Annotated in this window: 15 protein-coding genes; 4 read left to right on the forward strand and 11 right to left on the reverse strand. The window is 72.2% G+C overall.

What is annotated here, in order from left to right:
- Window positions 1-198: 198 nt before the first annotated feature.
- Both ACZ4SA_RS33660 and ACZ4SA_RS33665 read right to left on the reverse strand, forming a co-directional pair.
- The gene (locus ACZ4SA_RS33660) at window positions 199-825 is read right to left on the reverse strand and encodes an NUDIX domain-containing protein (RefSeq protein WP_468281705.1); all 627 of its coding nucleotides are present in this window, start codon (window positions 823-825) and stop codon (window positions 199-201) included.
- An 88-nt stretch (window positions 826-913) separates the two neighbouring features.
- Window positions 914-2,566: a CTP synthase gene (locus ACZ4SA_RS33665; RefSeq protein ID WP_468281706.1), complete on the reverse strand. Its 1,653-nt coding sequence runs from the start codon at window positions 2,564-2,566 to the stop codon at window positions 914-916.
- A gap of 501 nt (window positions 2,567-3,067) precedes the next feature.
- Here ACZ4SA_RS33665 and ACZ4SA_RS33670 point away from each other — a divergent pair.
- Together ACZ4SA_RS33670 and ACZ4SA_RS33675 are read left to right on the forward strand one after the other, a co-directional pair.
- Window positions 3,068-4,870 carry a glycoside hydrolase family 15 protein gene (locus ACZ4SA_RS33670; RefSeq protein ID WP_468281731.1) on the forward strand — a complete coding sequence of 601 codons (1,803 nt, stop codon included), beginning with the start codon at window positions 3,068-3,070 and terminating at the stop codon, window positions 4,868-4,870.
- A 48-nt stretch (window positions 4,871-4,918) separates the two neighbouring features.
- Entirely contained in the window at window positions 4,919-6,541 is a 1,623-nt protein-coding gene (locus ACZ4SA_RS33675; RefSeq protein ID WP_468281708.1) for a PucR family transcriptional regulator, read from the forward strand.
- Window positions 6,542-6,928: 387 nt separating this feature from the next.
- Here ACZ4SA_RS33675 and ACZ4SA_RS33680 read toward each other — a convergent pair whose 3' ends face one another.
- From ACZ4SA_RS33680 to ACZ4SA_RS33700, 5 genes are all read right to left on the reverse strand, one after another.
- Window positions 6,929-8,011: a glycosyltransferase family 4 protein gene (locus ACZ4SA_RS33680; protein ID WP_468281711.1), complete on the reverse strand. Its 1,083-nt coding sequence runs from the start codon at window positions 8,009-8,011 to the stop codon at window positions 6,929-6,931.
- Window positions 8,012-8,149: 138 nt separating this feature from the next.
- Window positions 8,150-9,892, reverse strand: a complete 1,743-nt coding sequence (gene recN, locus ACZ4SA_RS33685; RefSeq protein ID WP_468281713.1) for a DNA repair protein RecN — start codon at window positions 9,890-9,892, stop codon at window positions 8,150-8,152.
- Window positions 9,893-9,980: 88 nt separating this feature from the next.
- On the reverse strand, window positions 9,981-10,910 hold the full coding sequence (locus ACZ4SA_RS33690) for an NAD kinase (protein WP_468281715.1): 930 nt from the start codon (window positions 10,908-10,910) through the stop codon (window positions 9,981-9,983).
- The gene (locus tag ACZ4SA_RS33695; protein WP_468281717.1) at window positions 10,907-11,722 is read right to left on the reverse strand and encodes a TlyA family RNA methyltransferase; all 816 of its coding nucleotides are present in this window, start codon (window positions 11,720-11,722) and stop codon (window positions 10,907-10,909) included. Before ACZ4SA_RS33695 ends, ACZ4SA_RS33690 begins: the two co-directional genes overlap by 4 nt.
- A gap of 7 nt (window positions 11,723-11,729) precedes the next feature.
- Window positions 11,730-11,975 carry a hypothetical protein gene (locus ACZ4SA_RS33700; RefSeq protein WP_468281719.1) on the reverse strand — a complete coding sequence of 82 codons (246 nt, stop codon included), beginning with the start codon at window positions 11,973-11,975 and terminating at the stop codon, window positions 11,730-11,732.
- A gap of 44 nt (window positions 11,976-12,019) precedes the next feature.
- Here ACZ4SA_RS33700 and ACZ4SA_RS33705 point away from each other — a divergent pair, with 44 nt between their 5' ends.
- A complete protein-coding gene (locus ACZ4SA_RS33705; protein ID WP_468281721.1) occupies window positions 12,020-12,367 on the forward strand; it encodes an SCP2 sterol-binding domain-containing protein in 348 nt (115 codons plus the stop codon).
- Window positions 12,368-12,698: 331 nt separating this feature from the next.
- Here ACZ4SA_RS33705 and ACZ4SA_RS33710 read toward each other — a convergent pair whose 3' ends face one another.
- The 4 genes from ACZ4SA_RS33710 to ACZ4SA_RS33725 all read right to left on the reverse strand — a co-directional run bounded on the left by ACZ4SA_RS33710 (window position 12,699) and on the right by ACZ4SA_RS33725 (window position 16,775).
- On the reverse strand, window positions 12,699-13,505 hold the full coding sequence (locus ACZ4SA_RS33710; RefSeq protein WP_468281723.1) for an ABC transporter ATP-binding protein: 807 nt from the start codon (window positions 13,503-13,505) through the stop codon (window positions 12,699-12,701).
- Window positions 13,506-13,585: 80 nt separating this feature from the next.
- On the reverse strand, window positions 13,586-14,623 hold the full coding sequence (locus tag ACZ4SA_RS33715; protein WP_468281733.1) for a FecCD family ABC transporter permease: 1,038 nt from the start codon (window positions 14,621-14,623) through the stop codon (window positions 13,586-13,588).
- 8 nt (window positions 14,624-14,631) lie between these two features.
- The gene (locus ACZ4SA_RS33720) at window positions 14,632-15,612 is read right to left on the reverse strand and encodes a FecCD family ABC transporter permease (RefSeq protein WP_468281735.1); all 981 of its coding nucleotides are present in this window, start codon (window positions 15,610-15,612) and stop codon (window positions 14,632-14,634) included.
- 134 nt (window positions 15,613-15,746) lie between these two features.
- A complete protein-coding gene (locus ACZ4SA_RS33725) occupies window positions 15,747-16,775 on the reverse strand; it encodes an HAD hydrolase-like protein (protein ID WP_468281725.1) in 1,029 nt (342 codons plus the stop codon).
- 72 nt (window positions 16,776-16,847) lie between these two features.
- On the opposite strand from ACZ4SA_RS33725, the gene ACZ4SA_RS33730 reads away from it, so the two are divergent.
- Window positions 16,848-18,128, forward strand: coding sequence for a DUF1015 domain-containing protein (locus tag ACZ4SA_RS33730; RefSeq protein WP_468281727.1), 1,281 nt, complete (start codon window positions 16,848-16,850; stop codon window positions 18,126-18,128).
- Window positions 18,129-18,272 lie beyond the last annotated feature (144 nt).

Genomic DNA, 18,272 nt, shown 5'->3' on the forward strand with positions numbered 1-18,272 from the left:
CCGTCCAAGTCCAGCGCCTGATCCGTCACGGGCCACGCTCCACTCCGCCGTGCACGAGCCGAGCCCGGCGGGGCTCCGCGCGGGCGATTCGAGCGTAGTTCACGCTCTGCGACGATCCGTGCGGAGCACGGCGGCGCCATCGCCCGATCGGTTCAGCAGATCGTCACACCATGTACGCCATCCGGGTCATCGGCGCGCTCACGCCTCGAACGGCCGCGCGGGCCACGGCGCTTCGGCCGGACGCAGCGCGTCGAAGCCGTCGCCGCCGCGCGCCGCGACCGCCGACAGGACGCCGACGACCAGGCAGGTGTTGTGGAGTTCGCCGGCGAGCACGCCCCGTACCAGCTCGTCCAGCGGCACCCGTGCCAGCTCCATGTCGGCTTCCTCCTCGGCGACCTCGAACCGTTCGCCCTCCGCCGCAGACAGATCGCGGGCGAGGAAGATCCGTACGGCCTCGTCGCAGCCGCCCGGGGTGGTGTAGACGTCGGTCAGCACCCGCCAGTTCTCCGCCTTGACGTGCGCCTCCTCGTAGAGCTCCCGCTGTGCGGCATGCAACGGGTTCTCCCCGGGCACGTCCAGCAGTCCGGCCGGGATCTCCCACAGCTTCTGGCGGACCGGGTGCCGGTACTGGCGCAGCACGAGGACGCGGCCTTCGTCGTCGAGGGCGAGCACCGCCACGGAGCCGGGGTGGACCTGGTAGTCGCGCTTGACGACCGTCCCGTCGGGCATGACGACGTCGTCGGTGCGGACGCTGGTCTTGTTGCCCCGGAACGGCGTGTCGGTCGCGGTGACCTGCCAGTGCTCGGGCATGTCCTTGATGGCCATCGGTAGCGTCCTTCCACCCACACACAACGGAAACCGGGGTACGGACCCTTCGCAGGTCCGTACCCCGGTCAACCGTAACGCCTGAGCGTTACGAGCCCGTCTGCTGCCGCTGCACGGCCGCCTTCACCAGTCCGGCGAAGAGCGGGTGCGGCCGGGTCGGCCGGGAGCGGAGCTCCGGGTGCGCCTGGGTGGCGACCAGGTAGGGGTGCACTTCGCGCGGGTACTCGACGTACTCGACGAGCTTGTTGTCGGGGGACGTACCCGAGAAGAGGATGCCCGCCTTCTTCTCCAGCTCCGCGCGGTAGGCGTTGTTCACCTCGTAGCGGTGACGGTGGCGCTCCTCCACGTACGGCTGGTCGTCGTAGACCTCGCGCACGATCGAGCCCTCCGCGAGCTTCGCCGGGTAGAGGCCGAGCCGCATGGTGCCGCCCAGGTCGCCGGCGCCCTCGACGTACGCCAGTTGCTCCTCCATGGTGGAGATCACCGGGTGGGAGGTGGCCGCGTCGAACTCGGTGGAGTTGGCGTCGGGGATCTCGGCGAGGTTCCGCGCGGCCTCGATCACGATGCACTGCAGGCCCAGGCAGAGGCCGAGCAGCGGGATCTTGTTCTCGCGGGCGTACTGGATCGCGCCGACCTTGCCGTCGACGCCGCGCTCACCGAAGCCGCCCGGGATGACGATCGCGTCGACGTCGGCGAGCTGCTTCTGCGCGCCCGCCGGGGTCCTGCAGTCGTCGGAGGTGACCCACTTGACCTTGACGCGGGCCTTGTTGGCGAAGCCGCCGGCGCGCATCGCCTCCGTGACCGAGAGGTAGGCGTCGGGCAGGTCGATGTACTTGCCGACGAGCGCGACGTCGACCTCGTGGTCGGGGTTGTGGACCCGGTCGAGCAGGTCCTCCCACACCGTCCAGTCGACGTCGCGGAACGGCAGGTCGAGCTTGCGCACGACGTAGGCGTCGAGGCCCTCGGTGTGCAGGACCTTCGGAATGTCGTAGATCGACTTGGCGTCGATGGCGGCGACGACCGCGGCCTCGTCGACGTCACACATCAGCGAGATCTTGCGTTTGATCGCGGTGGGCACGTCGCGGTCGGCGCGCAGCACGATCGCGTCCGGCTGGATACCGATGTTGCGCAGCGCGGCGACCGAGTGCTGCGTCGGCTTGGTCTTCAGCTCGCCGGACGGGCCGATGTAGGGGAGCAGCGAGATGTGGACGACGAAGACGTTGTCCCGGCCGACCTCGTGACGGACCTGGCGGACGGTCTCCAGGAACGGCAGCGACTCGATGTCGCCGACCGTGCCGCCGACCTCGGTGATGACGACGTCGACGTCGTCGGTCGCCATCCGGCGGATGCGGGACTTGATCTCGTTGGTGATGTGCGGGATGACCTGCACGGTGTCACCCAGGTACTCGCCACGCCGCTCCTTGGCGATGACCTGCGAGTAGACCTGGCCGGTGGTGACGTTGGCGGAGCCGTCGAGGTCGACGTCGAGGAAGCGCTCGTAGTGGCCGACGTCCAGGTCGGTCTCGGCGCCGTCGTTTGTGACGAACACCTCACCGTGCTGGAACGGGTTCATCGTGCCGGGGTCGACGTTGAGGTACGGGTCGAGCTTCTGCATCGTGACCCGCAGGCCCCGCGCCTTGAGCAGCGCGCCCAGGCTGGAGGCCGTGAGGCCCTTGCCGAGGGAGGAGGCGACACCCCCGGTGACGAAGATGTGCTTGGTCGTCATGGATTTGGGCGGCATCGCCAAGAGGGGGCTCCCGTGGTCGCGAAGTGAGGTGCGTGCCGGCTGCCGACCCGGATTCGGGGGTGCCGTCGCTGCGGTTTCGGGGCTTTCCGGCCACCGGTCCACGGGGTACCAGGGTATCAGCGACGGCGGTGGCCCGCCTCCGGCCACGCCAGCGCACGCGCCCCGCTGGTGCCGGAGGTACGGTAACGACAACACTCGGGAACCGCTCGACGCGGCCCACCTGCCGCTCACCCGTTCGGCGCACCTGGGTTGCCGGGACACCGATACAGATGATTGACGTGCGTCGTATCCTGCTCGGACACTCGCTGCCGAGTCGGACCTGTGAACGGCGTCTTCCCCAGACCGTCACCCGGAATTCGGCGCCCCCACCAGGCAAGTGGCACAGCCTCCCGCGTGGTGCTTTTGGGGTCGTCGCGGCTCGTCAACGACCCTGGACCGCATAAACCGCAGTAAGCGCCCCGCGGGGCGGACGTGGCCGTTCGACTGGAGATGCACGTGGCCGGGCGCATCGAGGATTACGCACTCATCGGAGACATGCAGACCGCAGCACTGGTCTGCCGGGACGGCACAGTCGACTGGCTGTGCCTGCCCCGCTTCGACTCGCACGCCATCTTCGCCGGGCTGCTCGGTACCGAAGAACACGGCTTCTGGCGACTGGGGCCCGCGTACGGCTCGCACACCCACGCGCCGGTCGCGACGCGCCGCAACTACCGCGGCGACTCCCTTGTCCTCGAATCCGAGTGGGACACCCCGCGCGGCACGGTGCGTGTGACCGATTTCATGCCGCCCCGTGACGGGGCGCCGCAGGTGATCAGGATCGTCGAGGGCGTCTCCGGGCGGGTGCGGATGCGCTCCGCGCTGCGGATGCGGTTCAGCTACGGGCGCGTGGTGCCGTGGGTGCACAAGGTCGACGGCCGCACGGTCGCCGTCGCCGGGCCGGACTCGGTGTGGCTGGACACCGACGTGGACACCTACGGCAAGGACCTCACCACCTACTCGGACTTCACCGTCGGCCCCGGCGACCGCATCGCCTTCACGCTCAGCTGGCAGCCCTCGCACAAGGAGCCCCCGGCCCTCCCGGACCCGGAGGGCTCGCTGGAGGCGACCGCCGAGTTCTGGCGCGAGTGGGTCGAGCACTGCACGTACCACGGCCCGTACCGCGAGGCCGTCGTCCGCTCGCTGATCACCCTGAAGGCCCTCACGTACGCGCCGACCGGCGGGATCGTCGCCGCGCCCACCACATCGCTGCCGGAGGAGATCGGCGGCGTCCGCAACTGGGACTACCGGTACACCTGGCTGCGCGACGCGGCGATCACCCTCTCCTCGCTGCTGCGCACCGGCTACCGCGAAGAAGCCCGCGCCTGGCGCGAGTGGCTGCTGCGCGCGGTCGCCGGCGACCCCGAGAACCTGCAGATCATGTACGGCATCGCGGGCGAGCGCGAGCTCGGCGAGGCCGAGCTCGACTGGCTGCCCGGCTACGAGAGCTCGGGCCCGGTCCGCGTCGGCAACGGCGCGGCCCACCAGCTCCAGCTCGACGTGTACGGCGAGGTCACCGAGGCCCTGCACCTCGCCCACATGACGGGCCTGGCGCGCAACGATTACGCCTCGCTGCTCCAGCTGAAGCTGATCCGCTACCTGGAGAAGCACTGGGACCAGCCCGACGAGGGCATCTGGGAGGTCCGGGGACCGCGCCGGCACTTCGTGCATTCCAAAGTGATGGCATGGGTCGCCGTCGACCGCACGATCAAGCTGATCGAGTCCGGCGACGCGGACGGACCGCTGGAGCGGTGGCGGGACCTGCGCGACGAGATCCACCGGGACGTCTGCGAGAAGGGCTACGACCCCGAGCGCAACACGTTCACCCAGTCGTACGGCTCGAAGGAGCTGGACGCCTCCCTGCTGCTGATCCCGCAGATGGGATTCCTGCCGCCCGACGACAAGCGCGTCATCGGCACCATCGAGGCGATCCAGCGCGAGCTGTCCACCGACGACGGCTTCATCCTTCGGTACCCGACCGAGGGCAGCCACGAGGGCGTCGACGGTCTCCCCGGCGACGAGGGCGCGTTCCTGGCGTGCTCGTTCTGGATGGCGGACGACCTTGCGATGATCGGGCGGGTGGACGAGGCCCGGCGGCTGTTCGAGAAGCTGCTGGGGCTGCGCAACGACCTCGGGCTGCTCGCGGAGGAGTGGGACCCGAGGCTGCAGCGGCAGGTGGGGAACTTCCCGCAGGCCTTCAGCCATGTCCCGCTGATCGACACGGCGCTGCGGCTCACCGCGTCCGGCGCCTACGGCGGCTAGGAGGCTGCGGTTGTCCTTGGAACAGTCGCCCCGGTAGCGTCCTCGGCCATGGAAACGCAGGGCGGCATCACCGTGCAGCGGGCGCTGGAGCTGCCCGGGCTCCGCAGTGGACTGCCGGAGGTGCTCGCCGGGTCGGGCCGGCTGGACCGCACGGTGCGCTGGGTGCACGCGGGCGAGGTGCCGAACATCGCCTCCCTGCTCAAGGGCGGCGAGCTGCTGCTGACGACCGGTCTCGGCCTCGGCACCCGCCCGGCGGAGCAGCGCGCCTTCGTGCACCGGCTGGCCGAACGCGGCATCGCGGCGCTCGTGGTCGAACTGGGGCCCCGTTTCTCGCGGCTGCCGGCCACGATCGTCGAGGCCGCACGCGCGGCCGGGCTGCCGCTGGTGCAACTGCACCGCGAGGTGCCGTTCGTGACGGTGACCGAGGAGATCCACACCGAGATCGTCAACGGCCACTACGCGCTGTTGCAGCAGGCCGAGGAAGTGCACCGCCGCTGCACCGAGGCCCTGCTCGGCGGTGGCGGAATCCCCCAGGTGCTCGGCATCCTGGCGTCCTTCACCGGCGACCCGGTCTTCCTGGAGACTCCCGACGGGCAGCTGCTCTACGCGGCGGACCTGCCGGGCCCCGAGTCCGCACCCGCCGACCCGCTGCAGGTGTGGGAAGGGCTGCGCGGCGGACGCCTCGACGGCCCACCGGCGAACGCCGTCCTGGTGGACGTGCCCGGCGGCGGCCGCGGCACCGGCGCGGTACGCGCCCGGCTGGTGCTGCTGGCGGTCTCCTCCCCTCTGCTGCCCGTGCACCGGATGGCGGCGGAACGTGCGGCGGGCATCCTCGCCGTGGTCCTGATGCAGGCGCGCCAGGAGGAGGAGCTCGCGGCCCGCGGACGCGGAGACTTCCTGACCGACCTGGCGGAGGGCCGCATCGCCCCCGAGGACGCTCCCGCCCAGGCTCGGGTCCTCGGCTTCAAGCCGGGCACGGGGCCGCTGCTGCCGGTGGTGATGCGGCTCACGGCCGAGCTGACCCCGACCGGCAACTGGGCGGTGCTCGCGCGCGCCGTGTCGGAGGAATTGTCGTCCCTCGGGGTGCCGGTGCTGCTCGGCGTACGGCCGGTGGAAGGCCGGGTGCCGCTCCTCGTCGGGCTGCGCACGGAGACCGACCGGACCGCTGTCGCGGACCGGGTCGCTCAGGCGCTGCGCGCCGGCGTGGAGCGGGCCGGGCTGGAACGCGCGGGATCGCATCCGCCGGTCGTCGTGGCCGCCGCCGCCGGCGGCTGGGCCGCGGCGAGCGCGGCGCTGCGCCACGCGGCGGAGACGGCAACGGCCGCGCAGGGCCTCAGCGGCAGGCCCTGGTACGACGCGCGCCGCCTCGACATCGACCTGCTGCTGTGGCGCCTGCGCGAGCACCCGGACCTGGCGGCGTTCGTGGACCGTGCGATCGGCCCCCTGCGGGCCCACGACGCGGCCTCACGCCCGCCGCTGCTGCCGACGTTGGAGACGTATCTGGCCCACGCGGGCCGCAAGGCGGAGACGGCACGGGAACTGCACCTGAACCGCCAGACGCTGTACAACCGCCTGGCCCGGATCGGTGACCTCCTCGGTACGGACCTGGAGGACCCGGAAACGGTCCTGGCGCTGAGCTTGGCGCTTCGGGCGCGACGCCACACGTTGTGACGGGGTGGCCGCGTGACGGGGGTGGCGGGGGTGGCGGGGATGGCGCGGTGGCGGGGTGGCCGGGGCACGGGGCTGTTCCCCCCAACCCTCCCCTTCCCGAAACCGGGGCAAGCCCCGGACCCCTGCACGGCGCTCCGCGCGGTGTCCTCAAACGCCGGACGGGCTGAATTTCACTCCGCGAAATCAGCCCGCCGTCGGCATGCCCAGCCCCGCCGGCCGTCGGCACGTCCAGCCCGGCGGCGTCAGGACCGGCAACTTCAGCCTCGTCGGCGTTTGAGGCGCGGGGTTCGGGGCAGCGGCCCGGCAGGACCGGCCGGCTTCAGCCCCGCCGATTTTTGAGGCTCGGGCGCACGGGGGCAGCGCCCCGAAAGACGCACGGCGCAGCGCCTACGTTCCCACCACCAGCTCGTCGTACACGCTCAGTACCTGCGCAACCGTCTCGTCCTCCGTCGGCCACGTCCCCGCCTGTGTACGCCCCGCCTCCGCCAGCCACGCCCGGCGCGCCGGGTCGCACAGCAGGCCGGTCACTGCCGATGACAGCGCCGCCGCGTCCCCGTACGGCACCAACTCCGCTGCCTCGCCGACCAGTTCGGCCATTCCGCCGACCGCCGTCGCGACAAGCGGCACGCCCAGCCGCAGCGCCTCTTGGGCGAGCAGCGAGCGGGACTCCCATCGGGAGGGAAGGACCGCGACGTCCGCCGCCGCCAGCAGCTCGGTGACGTCGTCGCGGCGCCCCAGCAGCCGGACCTGCAGGCCCTCGTCGGCGATACGGCGCCGGAGCGCACCCCGATCGGGCCCTTCCCCGACGATCATCAGCATCGGCGCCGGGTCGAGGTCGCGCCACGACCGTGCGGCGTCCAGCAGCGTTCCACAGCCCCGGTGCTGCTCGAGGCGGCCGACGGCCATGAGCAACGGGCGTTCGACCACGCCCAGTTCGGCCCGGAGTTTGCCGTGCCGGGCCGGCAGCGCGCGTGGGGCGGGCGCGGCGGCGGGAGCGAGCCTGGCGTCGCGCGCACCGCAGGCGCGCGCCCGGTCGACGAGCTCGGAGCACGTACCGAAGACAACCGTCGCCGCGCGTACAGCTCTTCGCTCGAGCAGCCGCAGGACCGCTGCCCGCGCGCCGTCGGGGTGGGTCCTCGTGTGCCAGGTGACGACGAGCGGGACGCGGCGACGCTGCCCGGCGAGGGCGAGCGCGGCGCGCACGGCGGCGTGCAGTCCGTGTGCGTGCACCACGTCCGCCCCGGCGTACGCCGCGCGCAGCGCGGCGACGGCCGCCGGGTCGCTCCGGCGCGGGACGGGGGCGAAGTGTGCGCCGGCGCCCGCGAAGTCGTAGGCGCGGTCGATGTCGGCGGGCGCGCACACCGTCACCCGCACGCCCCGCGCCACCAGCCCGGCGGCCAGCGACCTGACGTGCGCGCTGCTGCCCGCACTGCCGCCACCCAGCACCTGGACCGTATGCAGCTGTGTCACCCGCCAAGGATGCCAGTCCGTACGGACGTTCCGGCACCCACCCGGTGTCGTGCCGGTGCACGGAGCCGGGTCCGGCACACCCGGATCACCCACACGGGTGAGTTCAGGGGGCGGCCTGGCTCAGAAGGTCCGCCGGGCCTAACCGTCCGCCCGTGCCGTCGCCAGCAGCTCCTCCGCGTGGGCGCGGGCCGTCTCCGAGTTCTCCTGGCCCGCCAGCATCCGGGACAGTTCCCGGACCCGGTCCTCGCCTTCGAGGACCGTGACACCGCTCCGGGTGACCGACCCGTCGTTCGTCTTCTCGACCAGCAGCTGGCGGTCCGCGAACGCCGCCACCTGCGGCAGATGCGTCACCACCACCACCTGCGCCGACTTCGCCAGCTTGGCGAGCCGCCGGCCGATCTCGACCGCCGCCTTGCCGCCGACGCCCGCGTCGACCTCGTCGAAGAGATACGTCGGCACCGGGTCGGTCCCGGCGAAGACGACCTCCACCGCCAGCATCACGCGCGACAGTTCGCCACCCGACGCGCCCTTGGCGATGGGCCGCGGCGGGGCGCCCGGGTGCGGGGCCAGCAGCAGTTCGACCTCGTCGACGCCGGAGGGCCCGTACGCCACCGGCCGCCCGCCGACCTCGACGCCCTCCGGATCCTCCGTCTGACGGATCGCGAACGACACCCGGGCGTGCGGCATCGCGAGCGAAGCCAGTTCCTCGGTCACCGCCTCGGCGAAACGTGCCGCCGCCTCTGTGCGGGCGTCCGTCAAGGCCTGGGCGAGGCCGGACAGTTCTTCGCGCAGCGCATCCCGCTCCGCCGTCAGCTCGTCGATGCGGTCGTCGTCGCCGTCCAGCTCGGTGAGCCGGCTCGCGCCGTCCTCCGCCCACGCCAGCACGGCGGTGATGTCCTCGCCGTACTTGCGCGTCAGCTGTGTCAGCGCGGCCCGGCGCTCCTCCACCGCCGCGAGCCGCAGCGGATCGGCGTCCAGATTGTCGGCGTATCCGGCGAGCTCGCCCGCCACGTCGCCGAGCAGGATCGAGATCTCGCCGATCCGGTCCGCCAGCGCCGCCAGCGCGGGGTCGTGGGAGCGTACGGCGTCCAGCGCCCGCCCGGCGGCCGCGACCAGGGTCGTGGCGTCGACGACCTCCGGGTCCTCCGGGTTGCCCGCGAGCCCGGCGTGCGCGACGGACGCGGCGGACGCGAGCGCCTCCGCATGGCCGAGTCGCTCCGCCTCCGCGGCGAGCTCCACGTCCTCGCCGGCCCGCGGCTCCACGGAGGCGACCTCGTTCAGCCCGAAACGCAGCAGATCCGCTTCCTGCGCCCGTTCACGCGCACGGGTGGTGATCTCCTCGAGTTCCGCGCCGACCGCACGCAGCCGCCGGTAGGCGGCGGCGTACTTCGCGTGCGGGCCGCTGACGGCGTCGCCCGCGTACCGGTCGAGGGCCTCCCGCTGTCGTGCGGGCCGCAGCAGGCCCTGCTGGTCGGTCTGCCCGTGGACGGCGACGAGCTCGTCGGCGAGTTCCGACAGCATGCCGACCGGCACCGAACGGCCGCCGAGGTGGGCGCGCGAGCGCCCCTCGGCGGAGACGGTGCGGCTGATCAGCAGCGTGCCCTCGTCGAGCCCGGCCCCGGCCTCCTCGGCGCGCAGCGCGGCCGGCGCGTCGGGGGACACGCTGATCCGGCCCTCCACCACGGCCGACTTCGCGCCGATCCGCACGAGGGCGGGGTCGGCGCGCCCGCCGAGCAGCAGCCCCAGGCTGGTGACGACCATGGTCTTGCCGGCGCCCGTCTCGCCGGTCACCGCGGTGAATCCGGGCGACAGCTCGACAACAGCGTCGTCGATGACCCCGAGTGACCGTATCCGCATCTCCTCCAACACGGACACGACCATACGAGGTCCGGGGCCCGGTGTGCGACGGGCCCCGGCCTCCGATTCACTCTCCCGGGCTTTCCCCGCTCCCGCCCGCGGGCGGGAGGCCCTAGTGAGGGGCTCCGCGCCACCCGGCGACGGGCAGGGCGAACTTGGCCACCAGCCGGTCGGTGAACGACGCGTGGTGCAGCCGGGCAAGTCGTACGGGCACGGCGCCCCGACGAACCTCCACGCGCGCCGCGTGGGGCAGTTCGACGGTGCGGCGCCCGTCGCACCACAGCACCCCGTGGGGGGTGTGCGGCTGCACCTCGACCGCCAGCACCGACGTCGGGGAGGTCACCAGCGGCTTCGCGAACAGCGCGTGCGCGCTGATCGGCACCATCAGCAGCGCCTCGACCTCCGGCCACACCACCGGGCCGCCGGCGGAGAAGGCGTACGCCGTCGAGCCGGTCGGGGTGGCGCACACGATGCCGTCACAGCCGAAGCCGGTGGCAGGGCGGCCGTCGATCTCGAGGACGACCTCGAGCATCCGCTCGGGCGAGACCTTCTGCACAGCGGCCTCGTTCAGCGCCCAGTCACGGTGCACCACATCGCCGTTGGTGCGGACGACGACGTCGATGGTCATGCGTTCCTCGACCTCGTACGCGCGGGTGACGACCCGGTCGACGACCTTGTCGAGGTCGTCGCGCTCGGCTTCCGCGAGGAAGCCGACGCGCCCCAGGTTGACGCCGAGCATCGGCACCCCGGACGCGCGCGCGAACTCGGCGCCGCGCAGCAGCGTCCCGTCGCCGCCGAGGACGATCAGCAGTTCGCAGCCGTCGAGGACCTCGGGGGTCGCCTCGGCGACGGTCTCCACCAAGTCCGGCAGCGGCAGGTCGGCCGCCTCCGCCGCCAGCACGCGCACGCCGATGCCACTGCGCAGCAGCCCCTGGACGACGAGTTCGGCGCTTCGGATGGCCGCCGGCCGCCCTGTGTGCGCGAGCAGGAAAACAGTACGTCTCGACGTGGTGCCCGGTGTCGTTTCTGATGTCGTGGTCAACGAGGTCCCTCCGCCACTGCACGGTCGACGTCCGCCGGATCGAGCTCGGGCGCCCCGGCCCGAAGCCACAGAAAGTATTCGACGTTCCCGGAGGGTCCCGGTAGTGGGCTGGCGGTGACGCCCCGTACTCCGAGCCCGAGCTCCCCCGCGCGGCGCGCCACGGCCCGTACGGCTTCGGCACGCAGTTCGGGGCTGCGCACCACTCCCCCGCTGCCGAGACGCTCCTTGCCGACCTCGAACTGCGGCTTGACCATGAGCACGAGGTCCGCGTCGGGCGCGCCGCAGCGCACCAGGGCGGGCAGCACGAGCCCGAGCGGAATGAAGGAGAGGTCCCCCACCACAAGGTCCACCGGCACTCCGTCGATCATCTCCAACGTCAGTTCACGCACGTTGGTACGGTCCTTGACGGTGACGCGTTCATCGCTCTGCAGGGACCAGGCCAGTTGCCCGTAGCCGACGTCCACGGCGACGACATGCGCGGCGCCGGCCCGCAGCAGCACGTCGGTGAACCCGCCGGTCGACGCACCGGCATCCAGCGCCCGCCTCCCCTCGACCTTCAGCCCGAGCGGTACGAACGCGGCGATCGCGCCCGCGAGCTTGTGCCCGCCGCGCGAGACGTAGTCGGGGTCGCTCTCGTCGGAGGCGACGACGATGGCGGCGCTCGTCTCGACCTGTGTGGCGGACTTGGTCGCCGTGTTGCGCCCGACGGTCACCCGGCCCGCCGCGATCAGCTGGCTCGCGTGCTCGCGTGAACGAGCAAGCTTCCGGCGTACCAGCTCTGCGTCGAGACGGCGGCGGGCCACTCCTGCCACGTTCGGTTCAGCTCCTGTGGTTGTGCGATTCATGAGTGTCGAGCGAGGTCAGCGCGTCCCGCAGGCCCCGGTGTACATCCTCGTACACCTCGAGGTGTCCGTCCGCAGCGAGGTGGTCGACATCGGCCAGCCGCTCGAGCAGCACGTCGACCCCGGCATTGCCGGTGGGCACGCGCGGCACACCCAGGGGCGCGGGATCCGGCGCGCCGCCGTCGGGTTCCTGCGGACCGGGCACGAGCATCGAGTCACTCATGGCCCAGACGCTACCGCGAAAGCCCTGCGGTACCGTCGCTGCCGATGGCCACCACGCAGGAGTGCCGCAGCGCACTCGACAGACTCTCGGACAATCTGGCGAAGGCGGACGGCGACGTACGGGGCGCTGCCGCCCTGGACCGTTCCCTCAGCTGCCACATCACGGACCTCGACGTCACCTTCACCGGCCGCCTCGACTCCGGCCGCATCAAGGTGGCCGACACGCTGCCGGGCCCGCCACGGGAGAAGGCCCAGATCCGCCTGGCGATGACCGGCGACGATCTGGTGGCGATGGTCGTCGGCGAGCTGAACTTCGCGAAGGCGTGGGCGTCGGGCCGTGTCCGCCTGGAGGCAGGCGTCCGCGACCTCCTCCGCCTCCGCACGCTGCTGTAGCGGCGGGCGCGGCTCCGCCACGTGACGGAGTCCTCCGCCCTGCGCCTGTCATCTCCCGCCCCGCGGACGCTTGGCGCACACCCCGCCGCGCCGGCGTTTGAGGCGCCGGGGAGCTCGGGGGCGGAGCCCTGACAACGCCGCAACACCGAGCCGCGCCGGCGCCTGGCGTCACACGCGCCCCGCGGCGTTTATGGCACGGAGGCCCGGGGCGGAGCCCCGGAGCGCGGTACCGGGGTCCGGGGCTTGCCCCGGTTCCGGGAAGTGGGCCCCCACGACCGCCAGGCCGTAGGGGGAGGGGAAGGGAACACGCCCGCCCCAGGCGCCACGCCCCCTACGCCACCCGCACCGCCACGCGCCCCCTCCGCGACGCCGGAATCACCAGTGGCGTCCCCGACTCCGGATCGTCGATGATCTGGCTCCGTACCCCGAAGACCCGCTCCACCAGCTCCGCCGTCACCACCTCCGCCGGCGCCCCCTCCGCGACGACCTCGCCATCGCGCAGCGCGACAAGGTGCGTGGCGTAGCGGGCGGCCTGGTTGAGGTCGTGGAGCACCGCCACCAGCGTCCGCCCCTGCGACTCGTGCAGTTCGGCGCAGAGGTCGAGCACCTCCAGCTGGTGCTGTATGTCGAGGTACGTGGTCGGCTCGTCGAGCAGCAGCAGCGGCGTCTGCTGAGCGAGCGCCATCGCGATCCAGACCCGCTGACGCTGTCCGCCGGACAGTTCGTCGACATGGCGGTCCGCCAGTTCGCCGACCCGCGTCGCAGCCATCGACTCCTCGACAATCCGCTCGTCCTCCGGCGACCACTGCCGCAGCAGCCCCTGGTGCGGATAGCGGCCACGTGCCACGAGGTCGGCGACCGTGATGCCTCCGGGGGCGATCGACGACTGAGGGAGCAGCCCGAGCGTCCTGGCGACCTTCTTCGCGGGCAGGGAGTGGATGGCCTGGCCGTCGAGGAGCACCCTGCCCTGTGAGGGCTTGAGCATCCGGGAAAGGGCGCGCAGCAGCGTCGACTTGCCGCAGGCGTTGGGGCCGACGATCACCGTGAAGGAGTTGTCTGGTATCTCCACCGACAGGTTCTCCGCAATGACCCGCTGGTCGTAGCCGAGGGTGACCGATTCGGCGGTGAGGCGCTGCATCGTCGTCCTACTCCTGGAATTCCCGGTGGTTGAAGTGGCGGCGGCACGGTCGGCGGCAGGCCGCGCAGCCGTCGGCGGCGTCATATCCGGCCCGCCTTGCGCTCGGTGACGAGCAGCCAGAGCAGATAGCCGCCGCCGAGCACCGCGGTGACCACGCCGACCGGCAGCATGCGGTCACCGAAGGCGTTGGTGGCGATCCAGTCGGCGACCAGCAGCAGGGCCGCGCCCATGACGGCGGCCGCGGCCAGGTTCGGCCCCGGCGAGCGGGTCAGCCGGCGCGCCAACTGCGGGGCGCTGAGCGCCACGAAGGCGATGGGGCCGGCGGCGGCCGTGGCGACGGCGATGAACAGCACACCGGAGCCCATGAGCACGACACGGGTGCGTTCCACCGGCACGCCCAGTGCGTACGCCGCGTCGTCGCCCATCTCCAGCATCCGCAGCGGCCGGCCGTGTGCGAACACGAGCGGCATCAGCACGGCGCACACGCCGGCGAGCGGCCACACCTGTGCCCAGTCGCGGCCGTCGAGCGACCCGGTCATCCAGAGCGTGGCCCTGGTGGCGTCCACCAGGTTGTCCTTGGTGATCAGGTAGTGGATCAGCGCGGTGAGCATGGCGGCGACGCCGATGCCGACGAGCACCAGCCGGAAACCGTGCACGCCGCGGTTCCACGCCAGCGTGTAGACGGCGATGCCGGTGACGACTCCGCCGAGGACTGCGCCGCCCGCGACGGCGAGCGGCCCGCCCTGGAAGAGCAGGATCACACTGAGCGCGCCGACCGTCGCCCCCTGCGAGAAGCCGATCACGTCGGGGCTGCCGAGCGGGTTGCGTGACAGGGACTGGAAGATCGCGCCGCTCAGCGCGAGTGACGCGCCGACGAGAATCGCCACCAGCACGCGCGGCATCCGGACGTCCTGGACGATGAACTCCTGCACCGCGGTGCCGTTCCCGAGCAGTGTGTCGACCACCTCGCCGGACGACATCGGGAAGTCACCGCTGCCGATGAGCACGACCGAGGCGGCCGCGGCGGCGGCCGCGAGCAGCAGGAAGACGACGGCCGCGCGGGGGTCGACCCGCACGGACGCCCCGCCGGGCGTGCGTATTGCCCGCACGGACTTCACAGGCCTCGTCACAGCTGGGCCATCCTCTTGCGGCGTACGAGTTGGATGAAGACGGGCCCGCCGATCAGCGCGGTCACGATGCCGACCTGCAGCTCGGACGGGCGGGTGACGACCCGGCCGACGACGTCCGCGCCGAGCAGCAGGCCGGGCGAGAGCACCGCCGCGTACGGCAGGATCCAGCGCATGTCGGGCCCGGTGATGGCGCGGACGACGTGCGGAATCATCAGTCCGATGAAGACGATCGGTCCGCAGGCCGCGGTCGCGGCCCCGCACAGCAGGGTGATCGCGGCCATCGACAGGATGCGGGTGCGGGTCAGATGCGCGCCGAGGGAGCGGGCGGTGTCGTCGCCCATCTCCATGGCGTTCAGCGGCCGGGCCAGCAGGAGTGCGAGCACCAGGCCGACGGCGATGAACGGAACAATCTTGCGGATGGTCTCCATGTCCGCGGAGGCGAGCGAGCCGACCGTCCAGAAACGCAGACGGTCCAGCGCTGCCGCGTCCAGCAGCTGAACGGCGTTGATGTAGCCGTACAGTGCCGCCGTCGCGGCGGTGCCGGCGAGCGCGAGCCGTACCGGGGTGGCGCCGCGGCTGCCGCCGAGGACGTACACGGCCGCCGACACGACGGCGGCACCCAGGAACGCGAACCACACGTAGCCGGTGAGCGAGGTGACCCCGAAGAAGCTGATGGCGGACACGACGGACGCCGAGGCGCCGGCGCTCACTCCCAACAGCCCCGGTTCCGCCAGCGGGTTGCGGGTCAGCGCCTGCATCACCGCGCCGGCGACCCCGAGCGCCGCGCCGACCATGAGGCCGAGCAGCGTGCGCGGCACGCGAACGTCCCTGATGATCACGTCGTTGCCGGTGCCCGTGTTGTGGAACAACCCGTCCCAGACGCCGGAGAACGGAATCGGCTTGGCGCCCACGGCGATGCTCGCGACGCAGATCAGCAGCAGGATGCCCAGCGACACCAGCAGCCCGGTGGCACGCAGGGTGTGGCGCTTCGGGCTCGCGGGTGCGGATGTGGACTCCGCGCTCCGTTTCGGGGGACTGTCGACCAACACGCGGTTAGGTTAGCCTACCCTCGCATCACCTCTCGGCCGGGCGCCCATGAGACGCGGCCGAACTACAACCCCAGCCTGGCCAGCACCTTCCCGGCGTCGAGCGTGCAGGAACCTTCCCCCGCGCTCGTCCACGCCGCCCCGCACAACGCCCGCAGTCCGTCCATCGGCTCGCCCTCACCGTCCAGCGTCAGCTCCTGGCCCTGCGCGGCAGCGGTCCATCCTGCGCACCGGAACGCACCGTCCGCCTCGACCACTTCGGGCTGCCCGGTGAGCATGCCCCGCAGATCCGCGTCCACATACGTCGGCCGGTGCTGCGGCACGGCCGCCAGCAGCTGCGCCGCGTCCGTCACACCGGTCAGCACGAGCAGTGAGTCGACACCGCCGTTGACGGCGCCCTCGATGTCGGTGTCCAGCCGGTCCCCGACGACCAGCGGCCGCTCGGCCCCGGTCCGCAGGATCGTCTCCTTGTGCATCGGCGGCAGCGGCTTGCCCGCGATCTGCGGCTCCGCCCCAGTGGCGATCCGTACGACCTCGACCGCCGCGCCGTTGCCCGGCGCGATGCCCCGGGCGCCGGGGATCGTCAGGTCGGTGTTGGACGCGAACCACGGCACACCGCGCGCGATCGCGTAGCAGGCCTCCGCGAACCGGCCCCATGCCAGGCCCGGGCCGCCGTAGCCCTGGACGACCGCTGCCGGATCGTCGTCCGCCGACTCCACCGGCTCGAGACCGCGCTCTCGCAGGGCGACCTTCAGCCCGTCTCCACCGATCACCAGCACCCGCGACCCGGCGGGCACCTGTTCCGAGATCAGCCGGGCAACGGCCTGCGCAGAGTTGATCACATCCCTGGCCTCGGTCGGAATGCCGAGCTCGGTCAGGTGGCCGGCGACGACCTCGGGGGTGCGCAGCGCGTTGTTCGTCACGTACGCGAGATGCATGCCCTGCTCGCGGGCCGTGGCCAGCGACTCGACGGCGTGCACGATCGCCCGCCCGCCGGCGTACACCACACCGTCGAGGTCGAGCAGGGCCGTGTCGTACGTCTCGCTCAGCGCCCGCGCGCTCCCGCCCGGCCGGTTCATACCCTGCTGGCTCATCCGCTTCCGCTCCTCGCTCGGGTCCACTCCCCCGATCATCGCGCATGGCCCTCGGACGCATACGATGCCCTGATGAACAACGAAGGTCCTGCGGCCAATGGCGGTCTGCATCTGATCCCGTTCCGTGGGCTGCGCTACGTCCCCGAGCGGGTGGGCAGTCTCGCAGCCGTGACCTCGCCGCCCTACGACGTCATCGTCAGGCCCGACGGCCTGCACCACCTGGAGTCGGCGGACCCGCACAACATCGTGCGGCTGATCCTGCCGCAGGCGACCACCGCGGAGGACCGCCACAGCCAGGCCGCCCGGACGCTGTCCCGCTGGCTGTCCGAGGGCATCCTCGCGGCGGACGACGAGCCCGCGTTGTACGTGTACGAGCAGCGCAAGGGCGACATCCTGCAGCGCGGCGTCATCGGGGCGCTGGCTCTCACCGAGCCGTCCGACGGCGTCGTCCTGCCGCACGAGGACGTGATGCCGGACATCGTCGCGGACCGCGCCGCCCTGATGCGGACCACCGCGGCGAACCTGGAGCCGCTGCTGCTGACCTATCGCAGCACCGGCAACGCCGTCGGCGCGACCGCCGTCATCGAACGCACCAGCCAGCGCTCGCCGTTGCTGTCCACCACCACGGAGGACGGCTTCAGCCACCGCCTGTGGTGTGTCACGGACGCCGGCGAACTGGCCGAGATCCACGACGACCTACGGCGCCACCAGGCGATGATCGCGGACGGTCACCACCGATGGGCGACGTACCTCCGGCTGCGGGGCGAACACACGTCGCCCGGCCCTTGGAACTACGGCCTGGTGCTGCTGATCGACACCGCCCGCTACCCCTTGCAGGTCCGGGCGATCCACCGCCTGCTGCGCCGCCTTCCGGTGGCGGACGCGCTCGACGCCCTGACCGGCTCCTTCCGCGTCCGGCACCTCGACGTGCCGCTGCCGCAGGCCCTGGACGCACTGGCCGAGGCGGTCACCGAGGGCAACGCGTTCCTCCTTGCCGGCGACGGCCGCTTCCATCTCGTCGACCGTCCCGACGCGGGGCTGCTGAGCCGCACGGTGCCTGAGGACCGTCCGGAGGCATGGCGCACGCTCGACGCGACGGTGCTGCACTCCACGCTGCTGGAGCACATCTGGCAGATCCCCGACGCTCCCGAGCACATCTCCTACATCCACGACGCCGAGGCAGCCGCCACCCAGGCCGAACGCGTCGGCGGCACGGCCGTGCTCATGCATCCCGTGCAGGAGGAGATTGTCAGGAAGCTGGCGATCGCAGGTGTCACGATGCCACGGAAGTCGACGTCGTTCGGGCCGAAGCCGGCGACGGGACTGGTCCTGCGCAGCCTCACGCTGGACTGAGGGCGCCGGCCGCCACGCGAGCGGACATGAGTGGGGGGGGGGGGGGGGGGGGGGGGGGGGGGGTCCCCCCCCCCCCCCCCCCCTCGGGGGCGGGGAGGGAGTACCACTAGTCGGTATGTGTTTTTATGTAGTGGGTTCTCCTCT

The sequence above is a fragment of the Streptomyces sp. NPDC027962 genome (genome assembly GCF_055566095.1).